Source organism: Isoptericola hypogeus (assembly GCF_039531145.1).
GTDB lineage: Bacteria > Actinomycetota > Actinomycetes > Actinomycetales > Cellulomonadaceae > Isoptericola > Isoptericola hypogeus.
Window position 1 is genome coordinate 1894012 of the sequence record NZ_BAAAPM010000003.1, and the last position, 24267, is coordinate 1918278.

Annotated in this window: 18 protein-coding genes; 14 read left to right on the plus strand and 4 right to left on the minus strand. The window is 75.7% G+C overall.

Going from position 1 to position 24267, the window contains the following annotated elements:
* Positions 1-305, plus strand: a 305-nt coding sequence (locus ABD254_RS10755) for a response regulator transcription factor (RefSeq protein ID WP_344248347.1), incomplete at its 5' end; no start/stop codon positions are given.
* 40 nt (positions 306-345) lie between these two features.
* Here the strand turns inward: ABD254_RS10755 and ABD254_RS10760 are convergent.
* Complete coding sequence (locus ABD254_RS10760; protein ID WP_344248348.1) at positions 346-1344, minus strand: hypothetical protein; 999 nt, start codon at positions 1342-1344, stop codon at positions 346-348.
* 230 nt (positions 1345-1574) lie between these two features.
* On the opposite strand from ABD254_RS10760, the gene ABD254_RS10765 reads away from it, so the two are divergent.
* The 8 genes from ABD254_RS10765 (at position 1575) to ABD254_RS10800 (ending at position 12197) form a co-directional block, all read left to right on the plus strand.
* Positions 1575-2468: an ABC transporter ATP-binding protein gene (locus ABD254_RS10765; protein WP_344248349.1), complete on the plus strand. Its 894-nt coding sequence runs from the start codon at positions 1575-1577 to the stop codon at positions 2466-2468.
* Positions 2465-3709, plus strand: coding sequence for an ABC transporter permease (locus ABD254_RS10770; protein ID WP_344248350.1), 1245 nt, complete (start codon positions 2465-2467; stop codon positions 3707-3709). The genes ABD254_RS10765 and ABD254_RS10770 overlap by 4 nt, the downstream gene beginning before the upstream one ends.
* 160 nt (positions 3710-3869) lie before the next feature.
* Complete coding sequence (locus tag ABD254_RS10775; RefSeq protein ID WP_344248351.1) at positions 3870-5204, plus strand: cytochrome ubiquinol oxidase subunit I; 1335 nt, start codon at positions 3870-3872, stop codon at positions 5202-5204.
* The gene (locus tag ABD254_RS10780) at positions 5201-6181 is read left to right on the plus strand and encodes a cytochrome d ubiquinol oxidase subunit II (RefSeq protein WP_344248352.1); all 981 of its coding nucleotides are present in this window, start codon (positions 5201-5203) and stop codon (positions 6179-6181) included. Before ABD254_RS10775 ends, ABD254_RS10780 begins: the two co-directional genes overlap by 4 nt.
* 217 nt (positions 6182-6398) lie before the next feature.
* A complete protein-coding gene (locus ABD254_RS10785) occupies positions 6399-6668 on the plus strand; it encodes a hypothetical protein (protein ID WP_344248353.1) in 270 nt (89 codons plus the stop codon).
* 68 nt (positions 6669-6736) lie between these two features.
* Positions 6737-8389, plus strand: a complete 1653-nt coding sequence (locus ABD254_RS10790; RefSeq protein WP_344248354.1) for an outer membrane protein assembly factor BamB family protein — start codon at positions 6737-6739, stop codon at positions 8387-8389.
* A 200-nt stretch (positions 8390-8589) separates the two neighbouring features.
* The gene (locus ABD254_RS10795) at positions 8590-10284 is read left to right on the plus strand and encodes a hypothetical protein (protein WP_344248355.1); all 1695 of its coding nucleotides are present in this window, start codon (positions 8590-8592) and stop codon (positions 10282-10284) included.
* A gap of 62 nt (positions 10285-10346) precedes the next feature.
* Entirely contained in the window at positions 10347-12197 is a 1851-nt protein-coding gene (locus tag ABD254_RS10800) for an outer membrane protein assembly factor BamB family protein (protein WP_344248356.1), read from the plus strand.
* Between the two features lie 4 nt (positions 12198-12201).
* On the opposite strand, the gene ABD254_RS10805 is transcribed toward ABD254_RS10800, so the two are convergent.
* Positions 12202-13050, minus strand: a complete 849-nt coding sequence (locus ABD254_RS10805; RefSeq protein ID WP_344248357.1) for a PadR family transcriptional regulator — start codon at positions 13048-13050, stop codon at positions 12202-12204.
* A gap of 134 nt (positions 13051-13184) precedes the next feature.
* Between ABD254_RS10805 and ABD254_RS10810 the strand changes: the two genes are divergently transcribed.
* The 3 genes from ABD254_RS10810 to ABD254_RS10820 all read left to right on the plus strand — a co-directional run bounded on the left by ABD254_RS10810 (position 13185) and on the right by ABD254_RS10820 (position 20038).
* A complete protein-coding gene (locus ABD254_RS10810; protein ID WP_344248358.1) occupies positions 13185-14114 on the plus strand; it encodes a DNA/RNA non-specific endonuclease in 930 nt (309 codons plus the stop codon).
* Positions 14115-14333: 219 nt separating this feature from the next.
* Positions 14334-18098, plus strand: a complete 3765-nt coding sequence (locus ABD254_RS10815) for a S8 family serine peptidase (RefSeq protein ID WP_344248359.1) — start codon at positions 14334-14336, stop codon at positions 18096-18098.
* Positions 18099-18124: 26 nt separating this feature from the next.
* Positions 18125-20038 (plus strand): cation:proton antiporter, encoded by a 1914-nt coding sequence (locus ABD254_RS10820; protein WP_344248360.1) that lies wholly within the window; start codon positions 18125-18127, stop codon positions 20036-20038.
* A 99-nt stretch (positions 20039-20137) separates the two neighbouring features.
* Here the strand turns inward: ABD254_RS10820 and ABD254_RS10825 are convergent, their stop codons facing one another.
* On the minus strand, positions 20138-20971 hold the full coding sequence (locus ABD254_RS10825; protein ID WP_344248361.1) for an ABC transporter permease: 834 nt from the start codon (positions 20969-20971) through the stop codon (positions 20138-20140).
* Positions 20968-21879 carry an ABC transporter ATP-binding protein gene (locus tag ABD254_RS10830; protein ID WP_344248362.1) on the minus strand — a complete coding sequence of 304 codons (912 nt, stop codon included), beginning with the start codon at positions 21877-21879 and terminating at the stop codon, positions 20968-20970. The genes ABD254_RS10825 and ABD254_RS10830 overlap by 4 nt, the downstream gene beginning before the upstream one ends.
* Positions 21880-22008: 129 nt before the next feature.
* Here ABD254_RS10830 and ABD254_RS10835 point away from each other — a divergent pair, with 129 nt between their 5' ends.
* Entirely contained in the window at positions 22009-23292 is a 1284-nt protein-coding gene (locus tag ABD254_RS10835) for a sensor histidine kinase (protein ID WP_344248363.1), read from the plus strand.
* Positions 23289-24002 carry a response regulator gene (locus ABD254_RS10840; protein ID WP_344248364.1) on the plus strand — a complete coding sequence of 238 codons (714 nt, stop codon included), beginning with the start codon at positions 23289-23291 and terminating at the stop codon, positions 24000-24002. Before ABD254_RS10835 ends, ABD254_RS10840 begins: the two co-directional genes overlap by 4 nt.
* Positions 24003-24267: the final 265 nt, after the last annotated feature.

The following is a 24267-nucleotide window of genomic DNA, read 5'->3' on the forward strand; positions in this document are numbered from 1 at the left end:
ACGGGCCGACGGCCGCGCCGCCGTCGGGGGGCGACGGGCCTGCGGGCGCGCCGTCGTCGGGGGGCGACGGGCCCGCGGCCGCGCCGTCGGACCCCCGGCTGGACCTGCTCACCCCGCGCGAGAGGGAGGTGCTGGAGCTGGTCGGCCGGGGGCTGTCGAACGCGGAGGTCGCCGCCGAGCTGTTCCTCGGCGAGGCCACGGTCAAGACGCACGTCTCCAACGTGCTGGCCAAGCTGCAGCTGCGCGACCGCGTCCAGGCGGTCGTCTTCTACTACCGATCGACCTCCGACTTCCCATCGACGTAGCACCCGGTGATGCTTCCCGCGCCTGAACCATCAACGGGCGCTACGTCGACCGCGGAGTCGGCAGGATCAGCGGCTCGCCGCTCGGCCACGGTCGCGGGGCCCAGCCCTCGGCGTCGAGCAGGCGGCTGACCTCGGGGACGACGGCGTCCGCGGCGACGTCGCGGCCGGTGAACCGCAGCATCCTGGCACCCCGGGCGACCAGCGCGTTCTGGCGCCGCCGGTCGCCGAACAGCGCCTCCGGCGTCGAGTGCGCTTCGTGCCCGTCGAGCTCGACGGGCACCACCCGGCCGTCGGGCAGGAACCAGGCCAGATCCGGGCGCGCGAGGAACCGTCCGTGCTCGTCGAGGATCTCGAGCTGGACGGCGTCCGGCGGGTAGCCGGCGTCCACGAAGGCGAGGCGTGCGTCGGACTCGACGGGTGACTCGGCACGAGGATCGGACGCGTCCCACCACGGCGCGGTGCGGGCGGCCCCGCGCCGGCCGCGTGCCAGGTCCCGGGCCAGGCGGAACCCGTCCTCCGTGATCAGCCTTCGCTGCCGGGCCGAGTCCATGAGGGCGACGGCGTGCCCCCGGTCGAGCTCCGGGACGGCCTGCGCCAGCGCCAGCTCCACGGGGACGCACGGGATCCGGTCGACCAGCATCCAGCGCCGCAGCCGTTCCCGGCGGACTCGCACAGGCTTCTCGCTCGTCCGGGGGGCGCCGTTCGGGAACGTCACCTCCGGCAGCACTCGTCGTGGGGCGCCCTGCACGCCGTGCAGGACGAGCGCGGGGACGCCGGTCACGACGGAACCGGGGAACGCGAGCGAACCGACGATCGCACCCCGGCGGCGCGCTCGGTCGAACGCGTCGTGCAGCCCCGTGGCTGGGACGCCGGGGTCGAGGACGCCGAGCATGACGCGCCGCCAGCGCTTCGTGCCCACGAGCGTGCCGACCTGCTGGTCGGTCATCCCGTGCTCGCGGCACTGGCCGATGGAGACCAAGCTCTCCTGGCGGCCGGCGAGGTGCTGCAGCGACGGTGGGACGACGATCCTTCGAGGCACGGGACCAGCAGACCCGACGCGGGCGTCGTCGAGCCGGCGTCGTCCACAGCCCTCGGGCACAACCCTCGGGCGCAACCCTCGGGCGCAACCCTCGGACGCAACCCTCGACGTAGCGCCCGTTGACTGTTCCTGCGCGGGAACCCGCAACGGGCACTACGTCGAGCGGGGGAGGAGCGATCTCCGCCGCACGACGGATCCGCTCGGCCGCCCCGATCCGTAGATTCGTGGTCATGACGAACGACTCACTCGAGGTGCGCGGGCTGACCCGCACGTTCGGCGACCTGACGGCCGTCGACGACGTCTCGTTCACCGCCCCCGCCGGCCTGCTCACGGGGTTCGTGGGCGGCAACGGCGCCGGCAAGACGACGACGATGCGCATGATCATGGGCGTCCTCGCCCCCACGCGCGGCGAGGTGCGCTTCGGCGGCGCACCCGTCACCCGGGTCGACCGGCGTGCCTTCGGGTACATGCCGGAGGAGCGCGGCCTGTACCCGAAGCAGCCGGTGCTCGACCAGCTCGTGTACCTCGCCCGCCTGCGGGGCATCCCGGCGGCGACGGCCCGCGCCGAGGTGCTGGACCATCTCGACCGGCTCGGCCTCGCCGGGAGGTCCAAGGAGCACGTCGAGAAGCTGTCGCTCGGCAACCAGCAGCGCGTGCAGATCATCGCCGCGCTCATGGGCTCGCCGCGGCTGCTCGTCCTCGACGAGCCGTTCAGCGGCCTCGACCCGGCCGCAGTCGACGGCATGGTCGACCTGCTCGCGGAGCACACCGCGCGCGGCGTCCCCGTGCTGTTCAGCTCCCACCAGCTCGACCTGGTGGAGCGGCTGTGCGAGCGGCTCGTCATCCTCAAGTCCGGCCGGGTGATGGCCGACGGCGCGCCCGCCGACCTGCAGCGGACCGGCCGCCTGCGCCACCGCCTCGTGACCGGCGGCGACGCCGGCTGGGTGCGCGGCGTCCCCGGCGTGCACGCGGTCGACGTCGACGGCCCGGTCGCCCTGCTCGAGCTCGCCGACGACGCGACCACCCAACGCCTGCTCGCCGCCGCACTCGAGCGCGGCGGCGTCCGCGAGCTCACCCCCCTGAAGCCCACGCTGGCCCAGATCTACCGCGAGGTGACCGCGTGACCACCACCACCGCTCCCGCTCCGACCGAGCCCCGGAACGACACCCCCACCGTCGACAGCACCCGCGGCACGTGGCGGATCGTCATGGCCCGCGAGGTCGTGGTGCAGGCACTGAACAAGACGTTCCTCGTGGGCCTGCTCGTCTCCGTCGTGATCATCGCGGCGCTCGCGGGGTTCATGGCCTGGCAGGGGAACAAGACCGACAGCTTCACCGTCGCCGTCCCCGCAGGAAGCCCCGCCGCGACGGCCGCGGTCGAGACGGCGGCCGGCATCCCCGAGGCACAGGGCGGCGGCGCCGAGCTCACCACCCTCGAGGTGGCGGACGACGACGCCGCGCGAGCCGCGCTCACCGACGGCGACGCGGACGCCTGGCTGCACCCCGCCGGCGACCCGGCCGACGGCTGGGTGCTCACCGGCGAGGCGGACCCCGACTCGACGCTGACGCGCCTCCTCACCGCTGGCGTCGCGGACCAGACGCTGACCGCCAACGCCGAGGCGGCCGGCACGACCGTCGCCGAGCTCACGGCCGGAGGCGGGCTGACCACCGACCGGCTCGACGGGGACGCCGTCGACTCGCAGACCCTGTTCTTCGCGTCGTTCGCCCTGGCCCTGCTGTTCTTCATCGGCGTCATCGGCTCGGGCGCGATGATCGCGGGCAGCGTCGTGGAGGAGAAGCAGTCCCGACTCGTGGAGATCATGGCCACCGCCGTGCCGCTGCGGCAGCTGTTGGTGGGCAAGATCCTCGGCAGCTCGGTGGTCGCGTTCGCGCAGAACCTCGTCTTCGCCGGCGTCGGGCTCGCGGCGCTGTCGTTCACGCCGACGGCGTCCATCCTCCCGGCGCTGTCGACCTCGCTCGTGTGGTTCGTGCTGTTCTTCGCCGTCGGCTTCCTCGGGCTGGCCGCCCTGTACGCCGTCGCGGGCGCGCTGGCGTCCCGCGCCGAGGACCTGCAGCACACCACCACCCCGATGACGATGGGAGTCATGGGGATCTACTTCCTGACGTTCTCCGCCAGCGGCACCTTCGAGACCGTGCTGTCGTACGTGCCGGTCGCGAACGTCGTCGCCATGCCGGTGCGCGTGCTGTCCGGCGACGCCGCGTGGTGGGAGCCGATCCTCTCGCTGCTGATCCTCGCGGCCTTCGCCGCCGTCGCCGTGCTGGTGAGCGAGCGGGCCTACCGCGGGGCGCTGCTGCAGACCGGCGGCCGGCTGAGCTGGAAGCGCGCCCTGGCCGTGTCGTCCTGACCCGGGACCGCCGGTCGAGCCCGCCGAGAACCAGGACCGGTCCTCGACGGGCTCGACCGGCAGCCGGGGGTAGGGGTGACCCCCGAATCGCCTCAGGGATGCCCCCCGAATGTTCTCGGAGCCGCAGAATTCCGCGGCTGGGCGGTCTAGCGTCGCCCCCATGACGACCGTCGACGCCGCCCGCCTGCAGTTCGCGCTGCTGGCCGGGACCCACTTCCTCTTCGTCCTCGTGACGCTGGGGCTCGGCCCGGTCGTGGCGGTCTTCCAGACGCGGTGGGCGCTCGCCCGCACTCCGGAGCGCCGGGAGGTCTTCGAGCGCGCCACTCGCTTCTGGGGCCAGCTCTACCTCGTCAACTACGCGCTGGGCATCGCGGCGGGCATCGTCATGGAGCTGCAGCTCGGGCTGAACTTCCCCGGCCTGCTCGACGTCGCGGGCGGCGTCTTCGGCGCGCCGCTGGTGATCGAGACGATGGCGGCCTTCTTCCTGGAGTCCACGTTCCTCGGCCTGTGGGTCTTCGGCTGGCACGTGCTGCCGCGCGCCCTGCACACCCTCGCGTTCTGGCTGGTCGTGGTCACCGGCTACGTGTCGGCGTTCACCGTGATGGTCGCGAACGGCTTCCTGCGCAACCCCGTCGGCTTCGCGATGGACGACGGCGTGGCCCGGGTGACCGACGTCGGCGCGCTCGTCACCAACCCCGCCGCGATCCTGTCCAGCCTGCACGTGGTGGGCGCGTGCCTCATGGCGGGCGGGTTCCTCCTGGTCGGGGTGGGTGCGTGGCACCTGCGGCGGGCCCCGTCGCGGCTGGCGGGGGTCGTGGACGCCGGGCTGCCGGGGGCGGTGATGTCGCCCGAGAACGAGCTGTGGCGACGCTCGATGCGCACCGGGGTCGTCACGGGGACCATCGGGGCGTTCCTCGCGATCGGCTTCGGGTTCGGGCAGTTCGCCTACCTGCAGGACGTGCCGTCGGGCGACGACCCGCCCGTGGTCGGCATCGCCTACGCGGTGATGCAGGGCGTCGCGTTCCTGACGTTCCTCGTGGGCTGCGTGCTGCTGCTCCTGTTCGCCGGCAACGCGCTGTTCCGGATGTGGCGGCCGCTGCGCCGCGGGCTCTACGGGACGCTGGTCGCGCTGCTGCCGGTCCCGTTCCTCACGGCGCTGCTGGGCTGGGTCGCCCGCGAGGTGGGTCGTCAGCCGTGGGCGATCGCGGGCGTGCTGCGCACCGAGGACGCCGTCACCGACGCACCGGCGGGTCAGGTGGTCGCGTCGCTCGTCGTGCTCGTCGGCGTCATGCTCGTCCTCGCCGTCGCGGACTGGACCGTCATGACGCGGCTCGCGCGCCGCGGCGCCGAGCGGCTGGCGCTCGGCAGCCCGCCCGGAGAGGCGCTCCGCGACCTCGACCCGCCGTCCGGCCCGCCGCCCGGCGCGCCCGGCGCGACCGCGGGCCGCGCCGAGGGCCACGACCTGGAGCTCCTCACCTTCGGGGGCACCCGATGAACGCCCTCGGCTGGGGCCTGCTGCTCGCCGTCCTGCTCGCGGGCTGGGCGCTGCTCGACGGCGCCGTCCAGGGCGGGGGGCAGCTCGTGCGCCCCGTCGCCGGCCGCGACGACGCGCGTCGCCGCGTGGTGCTCGCGACCGTCGCCCCGTTCCTGCTGCTCGGCGAGGTGTGGCTGGTGGCCGCCGCGGGGGTGCTGCTGGCCGCGTTCGGTCATGTGGAGGCGACGCTGTGGCGGGCGGGCTATCCGCTGGTGGTCGCACTGCTGGTGGCGTGGGTCGTTCGCGACGCCGGGCTGTGGCTGCGCAGCCGCCTGGCCTCGCCGCGGTGGCGGCGCGGCTGGGACGTCGCCGCGCAGGCGGCGAGCGTCGCGCTCCCGACGGCGTTCGGCGCGCTGGCCGGGGTGGCGTGGGTGCAGCTGTCGGCATCCGGCGGGTCCGGCGGCGCGGCGACGAACGCGGTCCTGGCGATCGGCCTGCCCGCGGTGCTGGCCGCCCTCGGCGCGGCGGCCGCGCGGGCGCACGCCGGCACCGTCGTCGCGCGGCGCGCGCCGGCCGACCTGGCGGCGGCCGCCCGTCGTCGGGTGCGCGCCGCCCTCGTTCCGGGTGCGGGGCTGGCCACCCTGGCCGCACTGGGCGCCCTCGGCCTCGCCGCCCGTGGCACGACGTCGGCCCTGGTCGGCGCCGTGGCGCTGATCGCCGCCGCCGCGGTGGCGCTCGCGGCCCGGTTCGACCTGGACCGCGGCCAGCACCGGGGGCCTGTGGTGCGCTGGGCCGGGCCGGCGCTGGTGCTCGCGCCCGTCGTCGCGACGGCGGCGGTGGTCGGGCCGCAGGCGCTGGCGATGGCCGCCCCGACCCAGGTGCTGCACGGGCTGACGTGGCCCGTGCTCGGGGCCTTCGCCGCCGTCCTCGTGGCCCAGGGGCTGAGCTGGCGGGTGCTCGTGCGACCGCTCGGGCCACGCACGGCCGTCTTCCTCTGATCGCCGCCCCGCGAGATGGAGACCCGACCATCACGAGATAGAGAGGCCTGTCCACAGATCCTGTGGACAGGCCTCTCCCTCTTGGCGTTCAGGGTGCTCTGTCTCGCGGTGCTGGTGGCCCCGACGCGGCATCGTCACGGCGGGGCAACGCGCGCGAAATCACGGCCGCGCACGATGGGCCGAGCGGCCACCCGGGCCGCGCGGAGGAGGCCCGACCATGCACGCGAACCCGTCGACAGTCGCCCGGACCGGCCGGGCGCCCCACACCGCGGTCAGCCGTCCGGGCGCCGCCGGCACGCGGGTGCCCGCGCCGCCGCGCGAGCTCTCGCCGGGCGCGGACCCGGCCCCGGGCGACGCGGCCGCCGCCGGTCGCCGCCCGACGCGCGGCGTCCGGCTCACCGTCGAGCCCGCGGACCGGCGTCGCCGCGCGCAGACGGCACTGCTGGAGCTGGTGGTGACGCGGTCGGCGGGACGCCGCCGCGCCTGAGGTCCTGGCCGGGTCGTTGCCGTCCCGAGGGGTCCGCAAGGGCTCCCGATGGCGGCTAGATTGCCGCCATGGCACGACGGCGGGACCCCATGCTCCGGTTCGACCTCGATCCGCACGAGCCGGACGAGCTCGAGGCGGGCGAGGCCCCGGACGCCGCGGCCGACGCAGACGCGCGTGAGTCGCGCGTCTCGCGGCTCCTCGCCCCCGTCGGCCGGCGCTGGCGTGCGCTGTCCCGCCGCGCCCGCGCGGTCGCCGTCGGCGCCACCGCGGGCACGGTGGTCGTCGTCCTCGTCGGGGCTGCGGTCGGCGATGCCTGGGCCGACCGCCGGCACGCCGAGGCGATGCGAGCGCTGCCCGGCGGGGTCGCCGACGTGTCGCTGCTGCCCCAGGAGACGTGGCAGGTCGAGACGGACGAGGGCGTCCTCGCCGTGCTGCCGGGCGGCGTCGTCGTCACCCGGGACGCGAACGCGGTGCTCGGCCTGGACGTGGGCACGGGTGACGAGCTGTGGCGCCACGAGCTCGGCGCGTACCCGGACTGCGGGCCCACGTCGTACTACGCGAGCGAGCTGACGCGACCCGTCGACCGGGTCGTCTGCCTCAGCGGCGACCCCGAGGCCCGCACCGCGACCGTGATCGACGCCGACGGCGTGGTGCTCGGCACGCGCGAGGTCGGCCCGGCCAACGTCGACGCCGCCGGCGAGTGGGACGACGACCTCCCGCAGGTGACGCCCGCCGCAGACGGCGCGATCGCGGTGGTCCGCGGCGTCTCCATGACCACGACAAGCCTCCCGACGGGCGGCGGCGCGCTCCCGCGCCTGGAGCGCCTGCGGGAGAAGGGCCGGTGGACCGACCCGTCGCTCCGGGTCGAGGACGCGCTGACCGGCGAGGTGCGCGGCGAGGCCGTGGCCCGGCTCCGCGACGAGGCGGACCTCGAGAGCTGCGGCACCTTAGAGGAGGACGGCAAGAAGCCGCGGCTGGCCCTGTGGACGATGGCGACGGCGTCTCCGACGGCCGCGGGGCTGGGGGTCTGCGGAGCGGGCGTCGTGATCCTGCCCGACGGTGCGGTGCTGGACGTCGACGGCCCGAACGGCGGCATGGTCCCGGTTCGCGCCTCCGACGGCGCCCTCCTGCTGAGCGGCCAGGCCACCGACGCCCTCGACGACGCGGGCGCGGTCGCCCGGACGGTCCCGGGCTACGTGCTCGACCCGTCGGCTGTCGACGAGGCGCAGGGCCCGTGGCTCGTCGCCGACGAACAGCTGCGGGTCGCGGCGTATGACGCGGACGGCACCCGTCGGTGGACCAGCGACGTCGAGTCGTACCAGGCCCTGGCCCGCGTGGCCGGGGTCGCGGTCATGGCGAGCACCGAGGGTGCCGTCGTGGGGCTCGACCTCGACTCGGGAGAGCGGCTCTGGACGCGCGACGACCTCGTCGGCAACGACGCCGGGTCTGGCCCGAACGACTCCGTGACCGGCGTGGTGACGGACGGTCGCCGCGTGCTCGTCGGGGTCGGCGGCGGCACGGACCTCCGCCTGGTCTCCCTCGACGCGCGGAGCGGCGAGACGCTCGGGGAGCAGGAGCTCGACGGCGGGCCGGGGCTGCTGCTGGCCGTCGACGGCCACGTGCTGGTCGCCGAGGACGGCGGGATCTCGGGCGTCGAGGAGGTCGACGGCGTCATGGTCGAGACGGGGAACGCGGCGCTGCGCGGGCTCGCGGTCGGCTGACGCAGGCCGGAGTCTGCCCGGACGAGCCGACCGGGCGAGCCGACCGGGCGAGCCGACCGGGCGAGCCGACCGGGCGAGCCGACCGGGCGAGCCGACCGGGCGAGCCGACCGGGGCGGACGAGGCGGCCGAGCGGGTGATCCGCCCGCGGCGCGCGCGAGAACGCGCCCCCGACGGGCCCCCCGCCCGCTACTCTCCGGCCATGTCCCGCCGCCGCGGCTCCATGGCCGTCTTCGACCTCGAGCCCGAAGAGCCTGCCGCGGGCGACCCCGGCGCCCCGCTGGGCGAGGGCGCCGGCCCGGACATCGACGACGAGCGGCCCAGCCGCACCGAGCGGACGCTGGCACGGCTGCGCCGCGTGCCGCGCCGGGCGTGGGCGATCACGGCCGGCGTCGTCGCCGCGGCGGTGGTGGCCACGGGTGCGGGCGTGGCCGCGGGGACGGCGTTCGCCGAGCGCCAGCGCGTCGAGCGGCTCGCCGCCGCCCCCGGCGGCGTCGTCGGCGTCGAGGCCGCGCTCGACGAGGCATGGACGGTGGACACCGACTCGTCCGTCCTCGCGGTGCTGCCGGACGGAGGCGTGGTCGTGCGGGACGGGGCCGACGTGCTCGCCGTCGACGTCGCGACCGGCGACGAGCGCTGGCGCCGCACGCTGGGCAGCATGGTGGACTGCGGCCCGACCCCCGTGGACCCGGCGGAGTGGACGATGCCGGTCGACCAGGTCGTCTGTCTCAGCGGCGAGGCGGACGACCGCACGGTGACCGTGCTCGCGGCGGACGGCGCGGTGGTGGGGGAGCGCTCGCTCGGCGACGTGACCGACCTGATGGTGGCGCCCGCGCCGGACGGCATGATCGTCGTCGTCGAGCCGGACGGGCCCGTGCCGGAGCCGCGGCGCTTCTCCAGCGACGAGAAGGCGTACCGGGTGCTCGACGAGGGGCGGCTCGACGGCCCGGGGGCCACGCTGCGGTACGAGGACGCGCTGACGGGAGGCGTCCACGCGTCGGTCGCGGCGCCGTTCGACCCGGAGGAGACCGACGACTGCCTGACGTGGATGAACGAGCGCGCCGAGATCGACCTCGCGGGCGGGTCGCTGCGGTCGAGCCCCGGCGTCGTGGAGCTCCGCCGGTGCGGGGTGCGCATCATCTGGGCGCCGCCCGGCGATGCGCGCGGCATGGACCCGGAGCTCGGCACTGCCGCCGACGGGTGGTGGCAGAGCGCCGTCCGCTCCGTCGACGGCGGGATCGCCGTCCAGCGCTCGGGGCAGCGCCACCTGCTGGCCGGGCTCGACGACGACCCCGAGGGCGTGCTGCTGTCCGGCCTGCTGCTCGACCCGAGGTCGACGGACGGCACCGGTGGCCCGCGCCTCGTCGCGACCACGACCGGCCTCGTCGCGCTGGAGCCGGACGACCTGGCCGGCGAGCCCCGGTGGGAGTGGTCGTGGGACCCGGAGGACCTGGCGATCGTGACGGACCCGATGGAGCTGGCCTGGAGCACGCAGGTCCTGGCGCGGACGGCGGACGTCGTCCTCGTCCAGCTCTTCGGCGGGGGGCTGGTCGGCCTCGACGCCGAGACGGGTCAGGAGCGGTGGAGCGTCGACGAACCGGTCGAGGGCTGGGTGGACGAGCTGTGGCCGTTCGGGGCGGTCACGGACGGGCACGAGGTGCTGCTGCTGCTCTCGGGGGCCGAGGACTCGTACACGCTCGCGCGCCTCGATCTCGACGACGGTCGGGTCGTCGCCCAGGAGTCCCGCGACGGTGTCCCCGGCTGGTACCCGGGGACGGTGGACGGCCACCTCGTGGTGCACACGTCCGACGGCACGTCGACGACGGTCACCGACGAGGGCGGCCACGTCGTCCACGAGGATCCCGGGGCGGCGCTGCACGGGTCCGCCGCGGGCTGAGCCCGTGCCGGGGCCGCGACGCGGGCCCGGCGAGCACCCGCCGCCCGGCGTAAATTCGGAAGGTGGCCCGACGACGCGGCGACGGCTCCGACCCCTACACGTTCGACCTCGAGCCGGACGGTGACGAGGAGGTGGCGCCTGCGCGGGCCGCGAGCGGGCCGCGCACGGTGCGGGCGCAGCCGCGCGGCGGCAGCGGGGACGGCGCCACGCCGTCGACCCTGCTCATCGACCTCGACGTCGAGGCGGACCTCGACGACCTCGACCCGGAGCCGAGCGGCCCCGGCGCGGCGGAGGACGACGACGGCTCGCTGCGGCGGGCCTGGGACCGCCTCCGCAGGTTCCTGCACGGGCGCCGTCTGGTCGCGGCGGTGGTGCTCGCGGCGCTGGCGCTGACCGCGGCGGTCGTCGACACCGTGGGCGACCGCAGCCGGATCGCGGCGCTGCGCGCCGCCCCGGGCGGCGTCCTCGACCTCACCGACCGGCCGCGCGAGACCTGGCGGGTCGAGGCGGAGGGCGGTCTGCCCGGCGGCCTGGTGGGCGTGGTGGACGGCGTGGTCGTGGTGCAGCAGCGGGACCTGCTGCTCGGCGTCGACGTCGCGACGGGCGACAGTCGCTGGCGGGCCCGCCTGCCGGACGGCACCAGCCGCTGCGGACCGGGACTCGACCTCTGGTCGGGCCGCTTCCACCTGGAGCCCGCCGACCTGATCGTGTGCGTGTCCGCGACGGCCGGCCAGGGTGCCGATCCGGACGTCGCCGGCGCGGACGGAGCCGGTGACGGGTCCGACACCCGCGAGCACAGCGCGGTGACCGTCGTGGACGCGGACGGCACGGTGCTCGCGACCCGCACGGTCGGGAAGTCGCACACGATGCTCTTCCCGGGGCCGGGCGGGGGGCTGGTCGTGGCCGAGTGGGTCGGCGACGCGCACCCGCCGGACGCCGCCGCCGTCGAGCGGCTCACGGTCGACGACCTGCTGGCCGGCGCGGGCGACGTCATCGACGACGGCTACGACCTGCGCGTGCGGCTCGAGGACGCGACGACGGGGGACCGCCGCTGGCAGCGCACCCTCCGGTTCGACGGCACCGTGGACCCGTCCCTGTGCGTGCGCTGGTCGGACGACGGGTCGGCCTCGGCGGTCGACCTGCGCGGCGGCGTGCAGACGCTGGTGCGCGACCAGGTGCTGTGGGTGGCCGGGTGCGGCATCGACGCGTGGCTGACGGCGGACGGCGCGCGACTGGACCGGGCGGGCGATCCGACGACGTTCGAGGGCTTCGCCGTCGAACCGTTGGCCGGCGGCGGCTACGTGACCCAGCAGGACGCGGGGCTGGACGCCGGGGGGCTCTTCGACACCGCGGACGAGGAGGCCTCGTCGCCGACCCGCCTGCTCGGGCCCGACGGTCAGACCCGGCGCACCCTCGAGGGGCGGTACCTGGCTCCCCTGGGCACGGACGGCGGCGGGGGCGACGTCCATCTCGTGCGCCGCGACGACGAGGTGGCCGCGTTCGACGACGACGGCGACGAGCGGTGGGCCGCCGCCGTGCCGGGCGCCGGGCTGGCGGTGCGCACGGGGCGGACGGCAGTCGTGGTCGACGAGGAACGCGGGGTGCACGGGCTGGACCTCGCCACCGGCGAGGAGGTGTGGGCGCGGGACGACGTGTTCGACGGGATCGAGGACCCCGCGGAGCTGGGGTACTCGCCCTCGGTCGTGGAGGCGGCTTTCACCGACGGCCGGTACGCGGCGTTCGTCGTGTCGGACTACGCGCGCGGCGACGTGCTGCAGTGGCTCGCCCTGGACGTGGCCACGGGGGAGGAGCTGTGGCGTCAGGAGATGCAGACCGACCAGTGGGGCGTGCACCTGGCGGTCGACGGCCACCTGGTGCGGTGGACGCCGACCGCCATCGTCGGCCTAGGCTGACGCATCAGCCGGCGGCGGGCGCGTCGTCGGGCGCGTCGTCGTCCGGCGCGTCGGACGCGGCCGGCGCAGGGCCCGCGAGCAGCAGGTAGATCTCCCGCCGCGCGTTCTCGAGCGCGGCCGCGGCGGCCGTGGCCTGGGCGGGGGTGCCGGTGCGCAGCACCTGCTCGACGGCGCCGCCGAGGCCGCGCATCGCCTGGTGCAGCTCGCGGCCCTGCCGGTGCGGCTCGGCGGCGACGGTGTCCCAGGGCGAGCCCAGCTCGTCGCGGTGCGCCTCGACGTGCGCGCGACCGGCGTCGGTGAGCGAGGCGAGGCGGCGGCCGCCCTCCTCCGTCAGCGTGACGAGGCCCTCGTCCTGGAGCTGCGCGATCGCGGGGTAGACGGCGCCGGGGCTGGGCCGCCAGCGGTCCTCGGTGCGGGCCGCGAGCTCGGTGATCACCTGGTAGCCGTGCATCGGCTGCTCGGCGAGCAGCAGGAGGATCGCGGCGCGGATCTCGCCGCGCCCGGCCCGGCGCCCGCGGCCACGAGGCCCGCCGGGACCGAAGCCCGGGCCGAAGCCGGGGCCCGGGCCGAAGCCCGGGCCGAAGCCCGGGCCGGCTCCCCAGCCGGCGCCGCGGCCGCCGCCGCGTCGGGGGTGCTCGCCGTGGCCCTCGTGCGGACCGCGACCGTCGTGCGGGCCGTCGCCCTCGTGCGGGCCGTGGCCCTCGGGCCGGCCCCGGCCCCGGCCGCCGCGGCTGCCCGGTCGGCCGGGCTCGCGGGGGCCGTCGTCGTCGGGGAAGTCGTCGCGACGGCGACGGGCGCCGCGCGGGTCGAAGAAGTCGTCGGGGAAGTCAGGGGTGTGTCGTCGGGAGTGCATGGTGATGCTCCTTGAAGGTCTGCGGGTCGGGCCGCGGACGTGACCCAACGCTGTCTAAGATATGTCAAAGATATATCGTTAGCAACCCGGCGTGCCGACGTGCCCCTGACCTCGGCTGATGGTTGGCTCGACCCGTGACCGGCTACGACCCCGCGTTCCTCGGGCCCGAGGACGACGTCCGCGTGCCGCTGCCCGCGCCGACCGACCCCGGCCGGGGGCTGCGCCGGTGCGACCACCCCCACTTCACGGTGCTGCTCGACCCGCGCCGTCGCCTGGCCGCCGCCACCGCGGTGGCGATCGACGGCGCGACCCTGCGAGCGCTGCCCCGCACCGGCTCGTGGCGGCTCGACCCCCAGGCCCCCGAGGGCGAGCAGGCCGGGCCGGAGCTCTACCACCGCAACGACCTCGACCGCGGCCACCTCGTGCGCCGCCGCGACCCGATGTGGGGCGCCGCCGACGAGGCGCGACGGGCAGGCGAGGCCACGTTCGTCTACACCAACGCGGCCCCGCAGGTCGGGCGGTTCAACCAGTCCCAGGAGCTGTGGAACGGGCTGGAGGACCACGTCCTCACCTACGCGCAGGCGCACGAGAGGCGCGTCGTCGTGCACACCGGGACCGTCCTGGCGGGCGACGACCCGGTCTACCGAGGCGTGGGCATCCCGCGGCAGTTCTGGAAGATCGCCGCCTGGGCGCGTCCGTCGTGGGACGTGCCGGAGACCGCGGCCCAGCGCGGCGCCCGCCCCGGGGCACCCGCCGGCGAGCCGGGCATCACCCTCGTGCGGACGCTCGAGGCGGCGGCGTTCGTGCTCGACCAGACGCCGCAGCTCGACGACGCGCAGCTGCGCGCGGCCACGGCGCTGGCGCTCGCGGAGGGCGAGGTGCCGCCGCTCGGGCCGTTCCGCACGTACCAGGTGCCCGTGGCGGACGTCGCCCGGCTGACGGGTCTCGACCTCGGGCCGCTGGTGGCCGCCGACGTCCTTCCCGCTGCGCGGCGGCCCGCCGGCGCGGAGGCGGGGCCGCCGGGGTGGCGGGAGCTCACCGGTCCCGGCGGCATCCTCGTCTGAGGCGGAGGTGCAGCGCAGGGTGGGGCCGAGGAACGAGGCACCCGCCCGCAGCGGAACCGCAGACTCGGACGACAACAAGCACCGTCTGAGGCGGAGGTGCAGCGGCGCCGTCGGCGGGCCGGCTGGCGGACCTGCGCCATGGCGGGCATCCGCCGCGCCGGGCGCTTCCGGCGGCGGTCGCGCGCGGCCAGAGTGGGCGCACCGGAAGGAGCTCCACCCATGTCGCACGTCGCACGACGCCTCCGGACCGCGAGCGCCACGCTCGCCGTCCTCGCCCTGACCACCACCGCCGCAGCCGCGGCCGACGCCCCCGAGGGGACGTCGTCGGCGCCGTCGTCGGAGTCGGCGGCGAGCACGAACCCTGGCCCGACGACGGCAACCTTCACGCTCGTCACCGGCGACCGGGTCACCGCACAGGCCGGGCCGGGCGGCGCGCTCGTCGCCCCGCGGCTGACGGGCCCGGACGGCGGGACCGACGCGCTGTGGACCACCTGGACCGACGGCGGCGACACGTACGTGCTCCCTGAGGGCGCGCAGCGGCTCCTGGACGCCGGCACGCTCGACGTCGAGCTGTTCAACGTCAGCAGGCTCTGGCGCAGCGGCTACGACGACGCGACGACGGCCACGCTGCCCGTCATCGTGCAGCGGTCGGGACCCGCCGCGGCCCGCGCGGCCGCCCTGCGCGGCGCCGAGGTGACCGCCGACCTGGCGACGATCGACGCCCAGGGCCTGGCGATCGACAAGGACCGGGCCGCGACGGTCTGGGCCCAGCTCACGGGTGGCGGCGCGAGCCGGTCCGCGGGCGGCGTGGAGAAGGTCTGGCTCGACCGGGTGGTGGAGGGGACGGCCGTCACGGACCTGCCGACCCCCACGGTCCCGCTCACGGGCGCGGGGACCGCCCACCACCTGGGCTTCGACGGCACGGGCACCACCGTCGCCGTGCTCGACACCGGCTACGACCTCGCCCACCCCGACCTCGCGGGGCGGGTGACCGCGAGCCGGACGTTCGTCGGCGGCGCGGTCCAGGACGCCAACGGGCACGGCACGCACACCGCCTCGACCGTGGCGGGTACGGGCGCGGCGTCCGACGGCCGGTTCGCCGGCGTCGCGCCGGGCGCGGACCTGCTGGTCGGCAAGGTCCTGGGCGACGACGGCTCGGGCCCGACCTCGGGGATCCTCGACGGCATGGAGTGGGCCGTCGAGCAGGGGGCCGACGTCGTGTCGATGTCGCTCGGCGACGCCAGCGCCACCTCCTGCACCGGCCCCGACGTCGAGATGATCGAGGCGCTGTCCGACGAGGCGCTGTTCGTGGTCGCGGCCGGGAACGAGGGCCTGCGCGGCCAGGTCTCGACGCCGGGCTGCACGCCGTCCGCGCTGACCGTCGGGGCGGTGGACCGCCAGGACGAGACGGCCTCGTTCTCCAGCCGCGGGCCCGTGGTGGGCGGCCCGGCGGCGAAGCCCGACATCGCGTCGCAGGGCGTGGACGTCGTCGCGGCGCGCACGGGCGGCGCCCCCGACTTCCCGTACGCGACGATGTCGGGCACGTCGATGGCGACGCCGCACGTCGCGGGCGCGGCCGCGCTCGTCGTGCAGGCGCACCCCGAGTGGACCCCGCGGCAGGTCAAGGCCGCGCTGACCTCGGCCGCGGCGGACACCGACGCCGCCGTCCTCGACCAGGGTGCGGGCCCGCTCGACGCCGGGCGGGCGGTCGTGCAGACCGTCACCGCCGAGCCGAACGTCGAGCTCGCCGCGCCCGGCGGCGCGACCGCCGGCGCCGACGTGTTCACCGACACCGTCACGCTGACGAACGACGCGGCGCACGACGTCCGCCTCGACCTCGACGTCGACGCGTTCGGCGACGACGGGGACCGGCTGCCCGGCGCCGCGCGGATCGACCTCCGGGGGCGGGACTCCGTCGTCGTGCCCGCGCACGGCACCGCGCAGGTGCCGGTGGCGGTGGACCTGCGTCGCGTGCGGGACGCCGACGACCTCGGCACCGTGACCGGCCGCGTCGTCGGCACCGCGCGCGGCGGCATCCGCGTCACCGCCCCGTTCTGGACGCCGGTCGAGCCGCCGAGCGCGCAGGTCACGGTCGTCACGACGAACCGCTTCGGCGAGGCGCCGGACTCCTTCTCGTCGTTCCAGGTGCTCGACGACCACCGGGACACTGCGAAGCGCTACGGCGTCGGCTCCGGCTCGGTGACCCTCGAGCTGCCGTACGGGAGCTACGACCTCGCCGCGCAGATCCTCACCCGCGACGCGGTCGGCAACCACGGCCAGGTCGCGTCGGTGTCGCAGGTGTACGCCGACGACGTGGAGGTGGACGGCGACACGACGGTCGTGCTCGACGCCCGCGACGCGAGCGAGCTGTCGTGGCGCACCGGCCGCCCGACGGAGCCGCAGGGCTTCGCGCTCGGGTACTCGTATGGGCTCGGCGACGACGGGGCCGTGACGACGGGCGTGCTCACGACGATCCCCGCCTACGTGAAGCACCTCTACACGACCCCGGCGAAGATCGGCGACCGGTTCACGTTCGTCGCGACCACGCGCGCCTTCGCGCCGCGCCTGGAGCTGACCTCCTCCGGCGGACGCACGGTCGACGACCTCGCGGTGGCCCTCGCCCCCGAGCTCGACGGGCGCGGCACGGCCCCGCTGGTGGACGTCGGTCCCGGGACCGACGCGAACCTGGCGGCCGCCGACGTCGCGGGCAAGGTCGTGCTGCTCGACGCGGCGTCCGCCGTCAAGGGCGGCAGCCCGCTGAGCTGGTCGCGCGCGCTGCGCGGCCGCGGCGCGGTCGCCGTCGTGGTGCACGTGTCCGGGTCGCAGGGCCGCCCCTACCTGTCGAGCAGCGGGGCGGAGCTGCCGATGGTGACCATCACGTCCGACGACGCCGCCGCGCTGCAGGCCGAGCTGGCCGCCGGCGAGGTGACGATGACCTGGGACGCGCAGCCCGTCGCGACCAGCCCGTACGTCTACAACCTCGCCAGCGTCGAGCAGGGGCGGATGCCCAGCGGCGTGCAGCGTGTCAAGGAGCGGGACCTCGCCGAGGTCGCCACCGAGTACCACACCCAGGGCGCCGACCAGCGGCAGTGGTACCTCGATCTGGCGCTCACGATGCCGGGCGCGGCCCCGGTCTACGCGAGCGGCTCGCTGCTGCCGGTCCGGGCGCCGCTGGAGCGCACGGAGCTGTACACGGCGTCGCCGGACGTGCGGTGGACCACGATCGCGCGCATGACGACGAACATGGCCAGCGCGGCGTCGTTCGACGGGCCCCGCACGTACGCCCGCGGCGCCGAGGGGTCCACCTCCTGGTTCGCCACGCCGCTCGGGCTGTCGTCCAACACCAACGGCAAGCCCCTGGTGACCCGCGACGTGAACGGCCTGTCGCTGTACCTCGGCTCCTGGGGCGACGCGGCGGGGCACGACTCGATCGGGCTGTTCAACGCCGACTCCGTGCTCCGCACGGTGTGGGTCGACGGCGAGCGGACGATCCCCGCGGCCGGCGGGTACGCCGTCCCCGCCGGGCCGGCGGAGGTGCACGTGCAGCAGGCGTTCACGCGTCGCACCTCGCTGTACCCCCTCGGCAGCGCGTACACCACCGACTGGTGGTTCACGACCCGCTCGGCCGACCAGGGGGCGCAGCACAGCCTCGTGCCGGTGGTGGACGTCGACGCCGGCCTGACCGACCGGGTCGCGGCCGGCGAGGACGTCGGGGTGCGGCTCGCGGCCCGCGACGACGCCACCGGCGGGCTCGCGGACCTCGACGGCGCCACCCTGGAGTTCGCCTACGGCTCCCAGACGCTGGTCGGCCAGGTCGCCGACTGGGCCGAGGTGCCGGTCGTGCGAGGCCGCGGTGGCTCCTGGACCGCCGTCGTGCCCGGGGCCGGGGCCGCCGGCGACCACCTGCACCTGCGGGTCGCGATGCGCGACGGCGACGGCAACCGGGTGGAGCAGTCGATGATCCGGGTGGCCGCCGTGCGCTGACGCGCCGACCCTCTAGGTTGGTCGGCATGGACGTGCTCCTCATCGCGGTGGCGTCCGCGGTCGTCGTCATCGGGGTCACGGCGCTCGCGCCCCGGGCGGGGGTCGCGGCGCCCCTGGTCCTGCTGCTGCTCGGCGTGGGCGTCAGCTTCCTGCCGTTCGTGGCCGCGATCGAGATCGACCCCGAGGTGATCCTCGCGGGGGTGCTGCCGGCGCTGCTCTACGGCTCCGCGGCCTCGTTCCCGTCGATGGACTTCCGGCGCGACTTCACGGCGATCAGCGGGATGTCCGTGCTGCTCGTGGTGATCTCCGCCGTGGTGATGGGGTTCGTCTTCTCCTGGGTGATCCCCGGCATCGACCTCGCGGCGGGGATCGCGCTCGGGGCGATCGTCAGCCCTACGGACGCGGTGGCCACGTCGATCATCAAGAAGCTCGGCGCGCCCCGGCGCGTGGTCGTGATGCTCGACGGCGAGGGGCTGCTCAACGACGCGACGTCGCTGGTGCTGCTCCGCTCGGCCATCGCGGCCATCGCGGCCACCGCGGCGAGCGTGAGCCTGTGGGGCGTGGTCGGGGACTTCTTCAAGGCGGTGCTGATCGCGGCCGTCGTCGGCATGATCGTGGGGCGGCTCGGGCTGTGGGCACGCACCCACGTCAAGCACGCGGCCCTGTCCACGGCGATCTCGTTCGTCGTGCCGTTCGCGGCGTACCTGCCGGCGGAGGAGCTCGACGCCTCGGGGATCGTCGCGTCGGTCGCCGCGGGGCTCGTGACGAGCACGCTGTCGGCCAAGCACCTGCGCCCCCAGGACCGGGTGGCGGAGCGGATGAACTGGCGCACCATCGAGACCCTGCTCGAGGGCGGTGTCTTCCTCGCGATGGGGCTCCAGGTCTTCGACCTGGTCGAGGACGTGCGCCTCGCGCACGGGTCGCTCTGGCTCGCCGTGGGCGTGGCGGCCCTGGGTGCCGCGGGGATCGTCGTCGTGCGGGCGCTCTTCGTGCTGCCGCTGCTGCGCTACCTCGCGCGCAAGCGGGAGCGGGCCGGGCAGATCCGCGAGACGCTGGACCAGAACTCCGAGCGGATCGCGGCGACGCTCGACGCGTTCGCCGACGCCAAGGGAATCCTCACGCCCGAGGCTTCGACCGCGATGATGGCGTCGATGCGCGGGGTGGGCCCGCAGGGGGTCGGAGACGCGCGCCGACGGGGACGGCACGAGGAGCGGTACCGCCGCAGGCTCGAGGCCGCGAAGCGGAGGAAGCAGCCGCCGTCGGAGGACCAGCGCGAACGGATGCACGAGCGCAGGACGGCGCGCGTCACGGACCTCCGGCGCCGGTTCGCGCGCCGGGTCGCCGACGTCGACTACCTGCTCGCCGCGCCGCTCGGGCCCAAGGAGGGGGTCGTGCTGGTCTGGGCGGGGATGCGCGGCGTCGTGACGCTCGCGGCGGCGCAGACCCTCCCGGCCAGCTTCCCGCAGCGGTCGCTGGTGGTCCTCGTGGCGTTCGGTGTCGCCGCCGGGTCGCTGCTCGTCCAGGGCGGCACGTTGCCGTGGGTGGTGCGGCGCCTCGGCCTGGCGGGGGTGACGTCGTCCCGGCTCGTCGAGGGGACCCAGGGGCTGCGCGAGATCGTCGACGGCACGGCGCGGGAGCTGCTCGACGACCCCGACCTGCGTCGCAGGAACGGGTTCCCCTACGCGCCGTACGTCGTCGAGCGCGTCCGGGAGGTCGTCGTGCGCGAGCAGAACGACATGGCGGAGGAGGAGGCGACCCCCGAGGAGCTCAGCCGCCAGTTCTTCGAGCTGCGGCTCGTCACGATCGCGGCGCAGCGCAAGGCGCTCCTCGATGCCCGCGCCGTCGGGACGTACGACTCCGAGCTGCTGAGCCGCGCGCTCGAGCAGCTCGACGCCGACCAGATCGCCGTCGAGATGCGTGGGCACCTCGACGGAAACTGACGTCATCCGTCGGTCGAGCCTGTCGAGACCACGGATCGGGTCTCGACCCTTCGACAGGCTCAGGACGGCGCAGGCTCGACCGGCGGTGCCGGTCTGAGGTCAGGACGACGTGATCTCGCTGCGGGCCACGCGCCACAGCCCGCCGGCGAGCGGGGCGACCACCCAGATCAGCGCGGCGGTGCCGAGGTGCGCCCAGGCCGCGCCGTCGAGCGCGGCGCCGAAGAGCAGCGGCTCGGTCGCGGTGCTGAGGTCCACCCAGGGCAGCACGTCGGCCATACCGGAGATGAGGCTCCCGACGATGCTGAACAGCGTGGGCAGGAGCAGCAGGGTCACGATGGCGGCGGGCGTGCTGCGCAGCAGCAGGCCGAAGCCGACGCCCTGCGCCATGAACAGCACGACGGTGAGCGCGAGGCCCCCGACGTCGGCTGCGGCGACGTCCCACGCCGGGGTCGCGTCGCGGAACGTGACGACCACCAGGTGCGCGAGGGCGGCGAGCCCGACGGCCACGACGAGGAGGGCAAGTCCGGACCCGATCGCGCCGACCACCTTCGCGAGGCCGACGCGGGTACGCCGCGGCTCCAGGGTGAACGTCACGAGGGCGGTGCGCTGCGACCATTCGGACGTCGCGGCGAGCACACCCACGATGGGCAGGAGCATCGCCATCGGCGTGGTCGTGGCGACCAGGAAGGCGCCGAACGAGTGGTCGCCCCCGTTCACGGCCGCCATCACCGCGAGCACGGCGGCGGTGATGATCGCGATGACGGCCAGCATCCACCGGCCGGCGCGGGTGTCGAGCTGCTTGCGCCACTCGACGAGCGTGAGCGTCGCGAAGGTGACGGGGCGGACAGGGAGGGTCTCGACAGGCTTGACCGGCGAGGTGGTCTCGACAGGCTCGACCGACGGGGCGAGGCCGGACGACGATGTCGCGGTCATGCCGCCACCTCCTCTCGGACGGTCTCGCGGGCGTCGTCCGCGGTGAGCTCGAGGAAGAGGTCCTCGAGTCCCCGGGAGTCGGCGGCGCGCAGCTCGGCGAGCACCACGCCCGCGGCGGCGGCGGCGCGCCCGACGTCGAGCGGCTCGGCCTCGATCGCGAGGCCGCCCGTGACGAGCTCCTGGACGCCGACGCCGCCCTGGCGCAGCGCGCGTGCCAGCGCGGCGTCGTCGGTGGACCGGGCGAAGGTGCCGGCCTGCCGCAGCAGCTCGTCCTGGTGACCCTGCGCGACGATCCGGCCGCGGCCGATGACGACGAGCCGGTCGGCGACCGCCTCCATCTCGCGCAGCAGGTGGCTGGAGAGCAGCACCGTGCCGCCACGGGAGGCGAAGTCGTGCAGGAGGTCGCGCATCCACCGGATGCCGGCCGGGTCGAGCCCGTTGGCCGGCTCGTCGAGGATCAGGACCTCCGGGTCGCCGAGGAGCGCGTTCGCGATGCCGAGCCGCTGGCGCATCCCCAGGGAGTACTGGCCGACGCGGCGGGCGGCCTCGCGCTCGGTGAGGCCCACGAGGTCGAGGGTGGCGTCGACGCGCGACCGGTCGACGCCGGTCATCAGCGCGGCGAGGGTGAGGACCTCGCGGCCGGTGCGGCCCGAGTGCTGGGCGCCGGCGTCGAGCAGGACCCCGACCCGTCGCCCGGGGTTGGTGAGCGCGGCGAACGGCTTGCCGAGCACGCGGGCGCTGCCCGACGTCGCGGGCGTCAGGCCGCACACCATGCGCATGGTCGTGGACTTCCCCGCGCCGTTGGGGCCGAGGAAGCCGGTGACGTGGCCGGGTTCGACGGTGAACGACACGTCGTCCACGGCCGCGGCGGGCCCGTATCTCTTGGTGAGGTGCTCCACGGTGATCATGGCTCCACGTTCCCGCGCGTGCGGTGGCGGGCGCGTCGGGCGAGGGGATGGTTCGGGTCCGTCCTTCGGATGACGCCGTGCAGACCCTCGGCGGATGCCCGGCGGCCCGCGGCTGCCTAGGCTCGGGCCGTGCCCGTGACCCCCGACCGACCCTCCCGTGCCCGCCGTGCGTGGGGCGAGACGTGGCGCATCCTCGCCGCGGCGGCGATCGGGTTCGTCGGCCTCGCGTTCGTCGCCTGGGAGGTCGACACCGGGCAGCGGACCGTCACGGACGCCCAGGCGGCGCTGGACCTGCTGGTGGGGGTGCTCGGGCTGCCGCTGCTCCTGCTGCGGCGTCGCGCGCCGCTGACCGTGGCCCTCGTGCTGGGGGCGGCGTCGTCGGTGTCGATCCTGGTCACCGGCGCCCAGGTGGTCGCGATCGTCTCGCTCGCCACGCATCGCCGCTGGTGGAAGATCGGCGTCGCCGTGGTGGTCTCCGTCGCGGCGTCGTGGGCCTTCGGCGTCCTGCACCCCTACGCCGACCCTGGTGCCTACGACTGGGTGGTGGACCTCGTCGCCGGCGCGCTCGGTTTCGCGCTGCTGGTGTGGATCGGGGCATACATCGGCCTGCGGCGCGAGCACCTCGTCTCCCTGCGCGAGCGGGCCGAGACGGCGGAGCGCGAGCAGGCGAGCCGCGTCGCGCAGGCGCGCTCCACGGAGCGGGCGCGGATCGCGCGGGAGATGCACGACGTCCTCGCCCACCGGATGTCGCTCGTCGCGATGCACGCCGGGGCGCTCGCGTACCGCACGGACCTGCCGCCCGAGAAGATCGCCGAGACGGCCGCCGTCGTGCAGACCAACGCGCACGCCGCGCTCGTCGAGCTGCGCGAGGTGCTGGGGGTGCTGCGGGAGACGGAGGTCTCGACCCTTCGGCAGGCTCAGGACGGCGCAGGCTCGGCCGCCGACGGCTCGACGGGCTCGGGAGGTTCGGACGGGGACGTGGCGGCCGGCGGGGCGCGGAGGCCGGAGCCGCCCCAGCCGACGCTCGGCGACCTCGACGAGCTGCTCGGCCAGGCGCGGGCAAGCGGCGTCGAGGTACGCCTGGACCGGCGAACGGACCGGCTGGACGAGCTCGCCGACTCGGTGAGCCGACACGCCTACCGCATCGTGCAGGAGGGCCTGACGAACGCGCGCAAGCACGCCCCGTGGGCGCCGGTGACGGTGGTCGTCGACGGGGCGCCGGGCGAGGGCCTCGCCCTGAGCGTGCGGAACCCCGTGCGGACCGTCGGCCCCGAGGTCGGTCCGGCCCCGCCGTCGTCCAGCCTCGGCCTGCTGGGGCTCACCGAGCGGGCGGAGCTGAGCGGCGGTCGCCTGGAGTACGGGCGGTCGGACGGCGAGTTCGTGCTGGAGGCCTGGCTACCGTGGGCGCCATGAGCGACAGCGGGGGCACGACCGGCCACGACGGCGCGACGAGGGTGGTGCTCGTCGACGACGACCCGCTGGTGCGCTCGGGCCTGCGGCTGATCCTCGGGGGCGGGCCGGGACTGGAGGTCGTCGCCGAGGCGGGGGACGGGCTCGAGGCCCTCGACGTCGTCGCGCGCGAGCGGCCCGACGTGGTGCTCATGGACATCCGCATGCCGCGCCTCGACGGCATCGAGGCGACCCGCCGCCTCGTCGCCGGGGGCGCGTCCCGGCCCGCCGGGTCCGCCGCGGTGCGCGTCATCGTGCTCACGACGTTCGACACCGACGACATGATCCTCGAGGCCCTGCGCGCCGGCGCGGCGGGGTTCCTGCTCAAGGACACACCGCCCGACCGGCTGGTCGCCGCGGTGCAGGCCGCCGCGGCCGGCGAGCCGACGCTCTCCCCGCGCGTCGCCCAGCAGCTCATCACCGCCGTCACCCGGGACTCCGCGCCGGACGGAAAGCGGCGCGCCGTGGCGCTGATCGCGACGCTCACCGACCGGGAGCGCGAGGTGGCGCTCGCCGTCGGGCGGGGCCTGTCCAACGCCGAGATCGCCGCCGAGCTGTTCATGAGCGTCCCGACGGTCAAGACCCACGTGTCGCGCATCCTCACCAAGCTCGACGCCGCCAACCGCGTGCAGGCGGCGATCGTCGTGCACGACGCCGGTCTCGCCGCCACCTGACACCGCGCTCTCGTGGCCCGGGGGTGCTTCCTGGGCGCGCCAGCGGTCGTGGTGAGCCTCCGCGCAATCGTGCCCGTGCCAGTGCCTCGCCGAAGACGTTGTCATTTCGGGCCCTGTCGGCCCGGCCGGAGTCCTGCGCCCTGGGCAGGCCCGAATCCCGCTCGGCCGGACAGATTCGCTCTGCGGGATTCCCTCCGCTTCAGGTGGCCTCGGTGCCGATACCCGATCACGTCCCGCCGACGCGAACTGGGACCCGCTCGTGCGA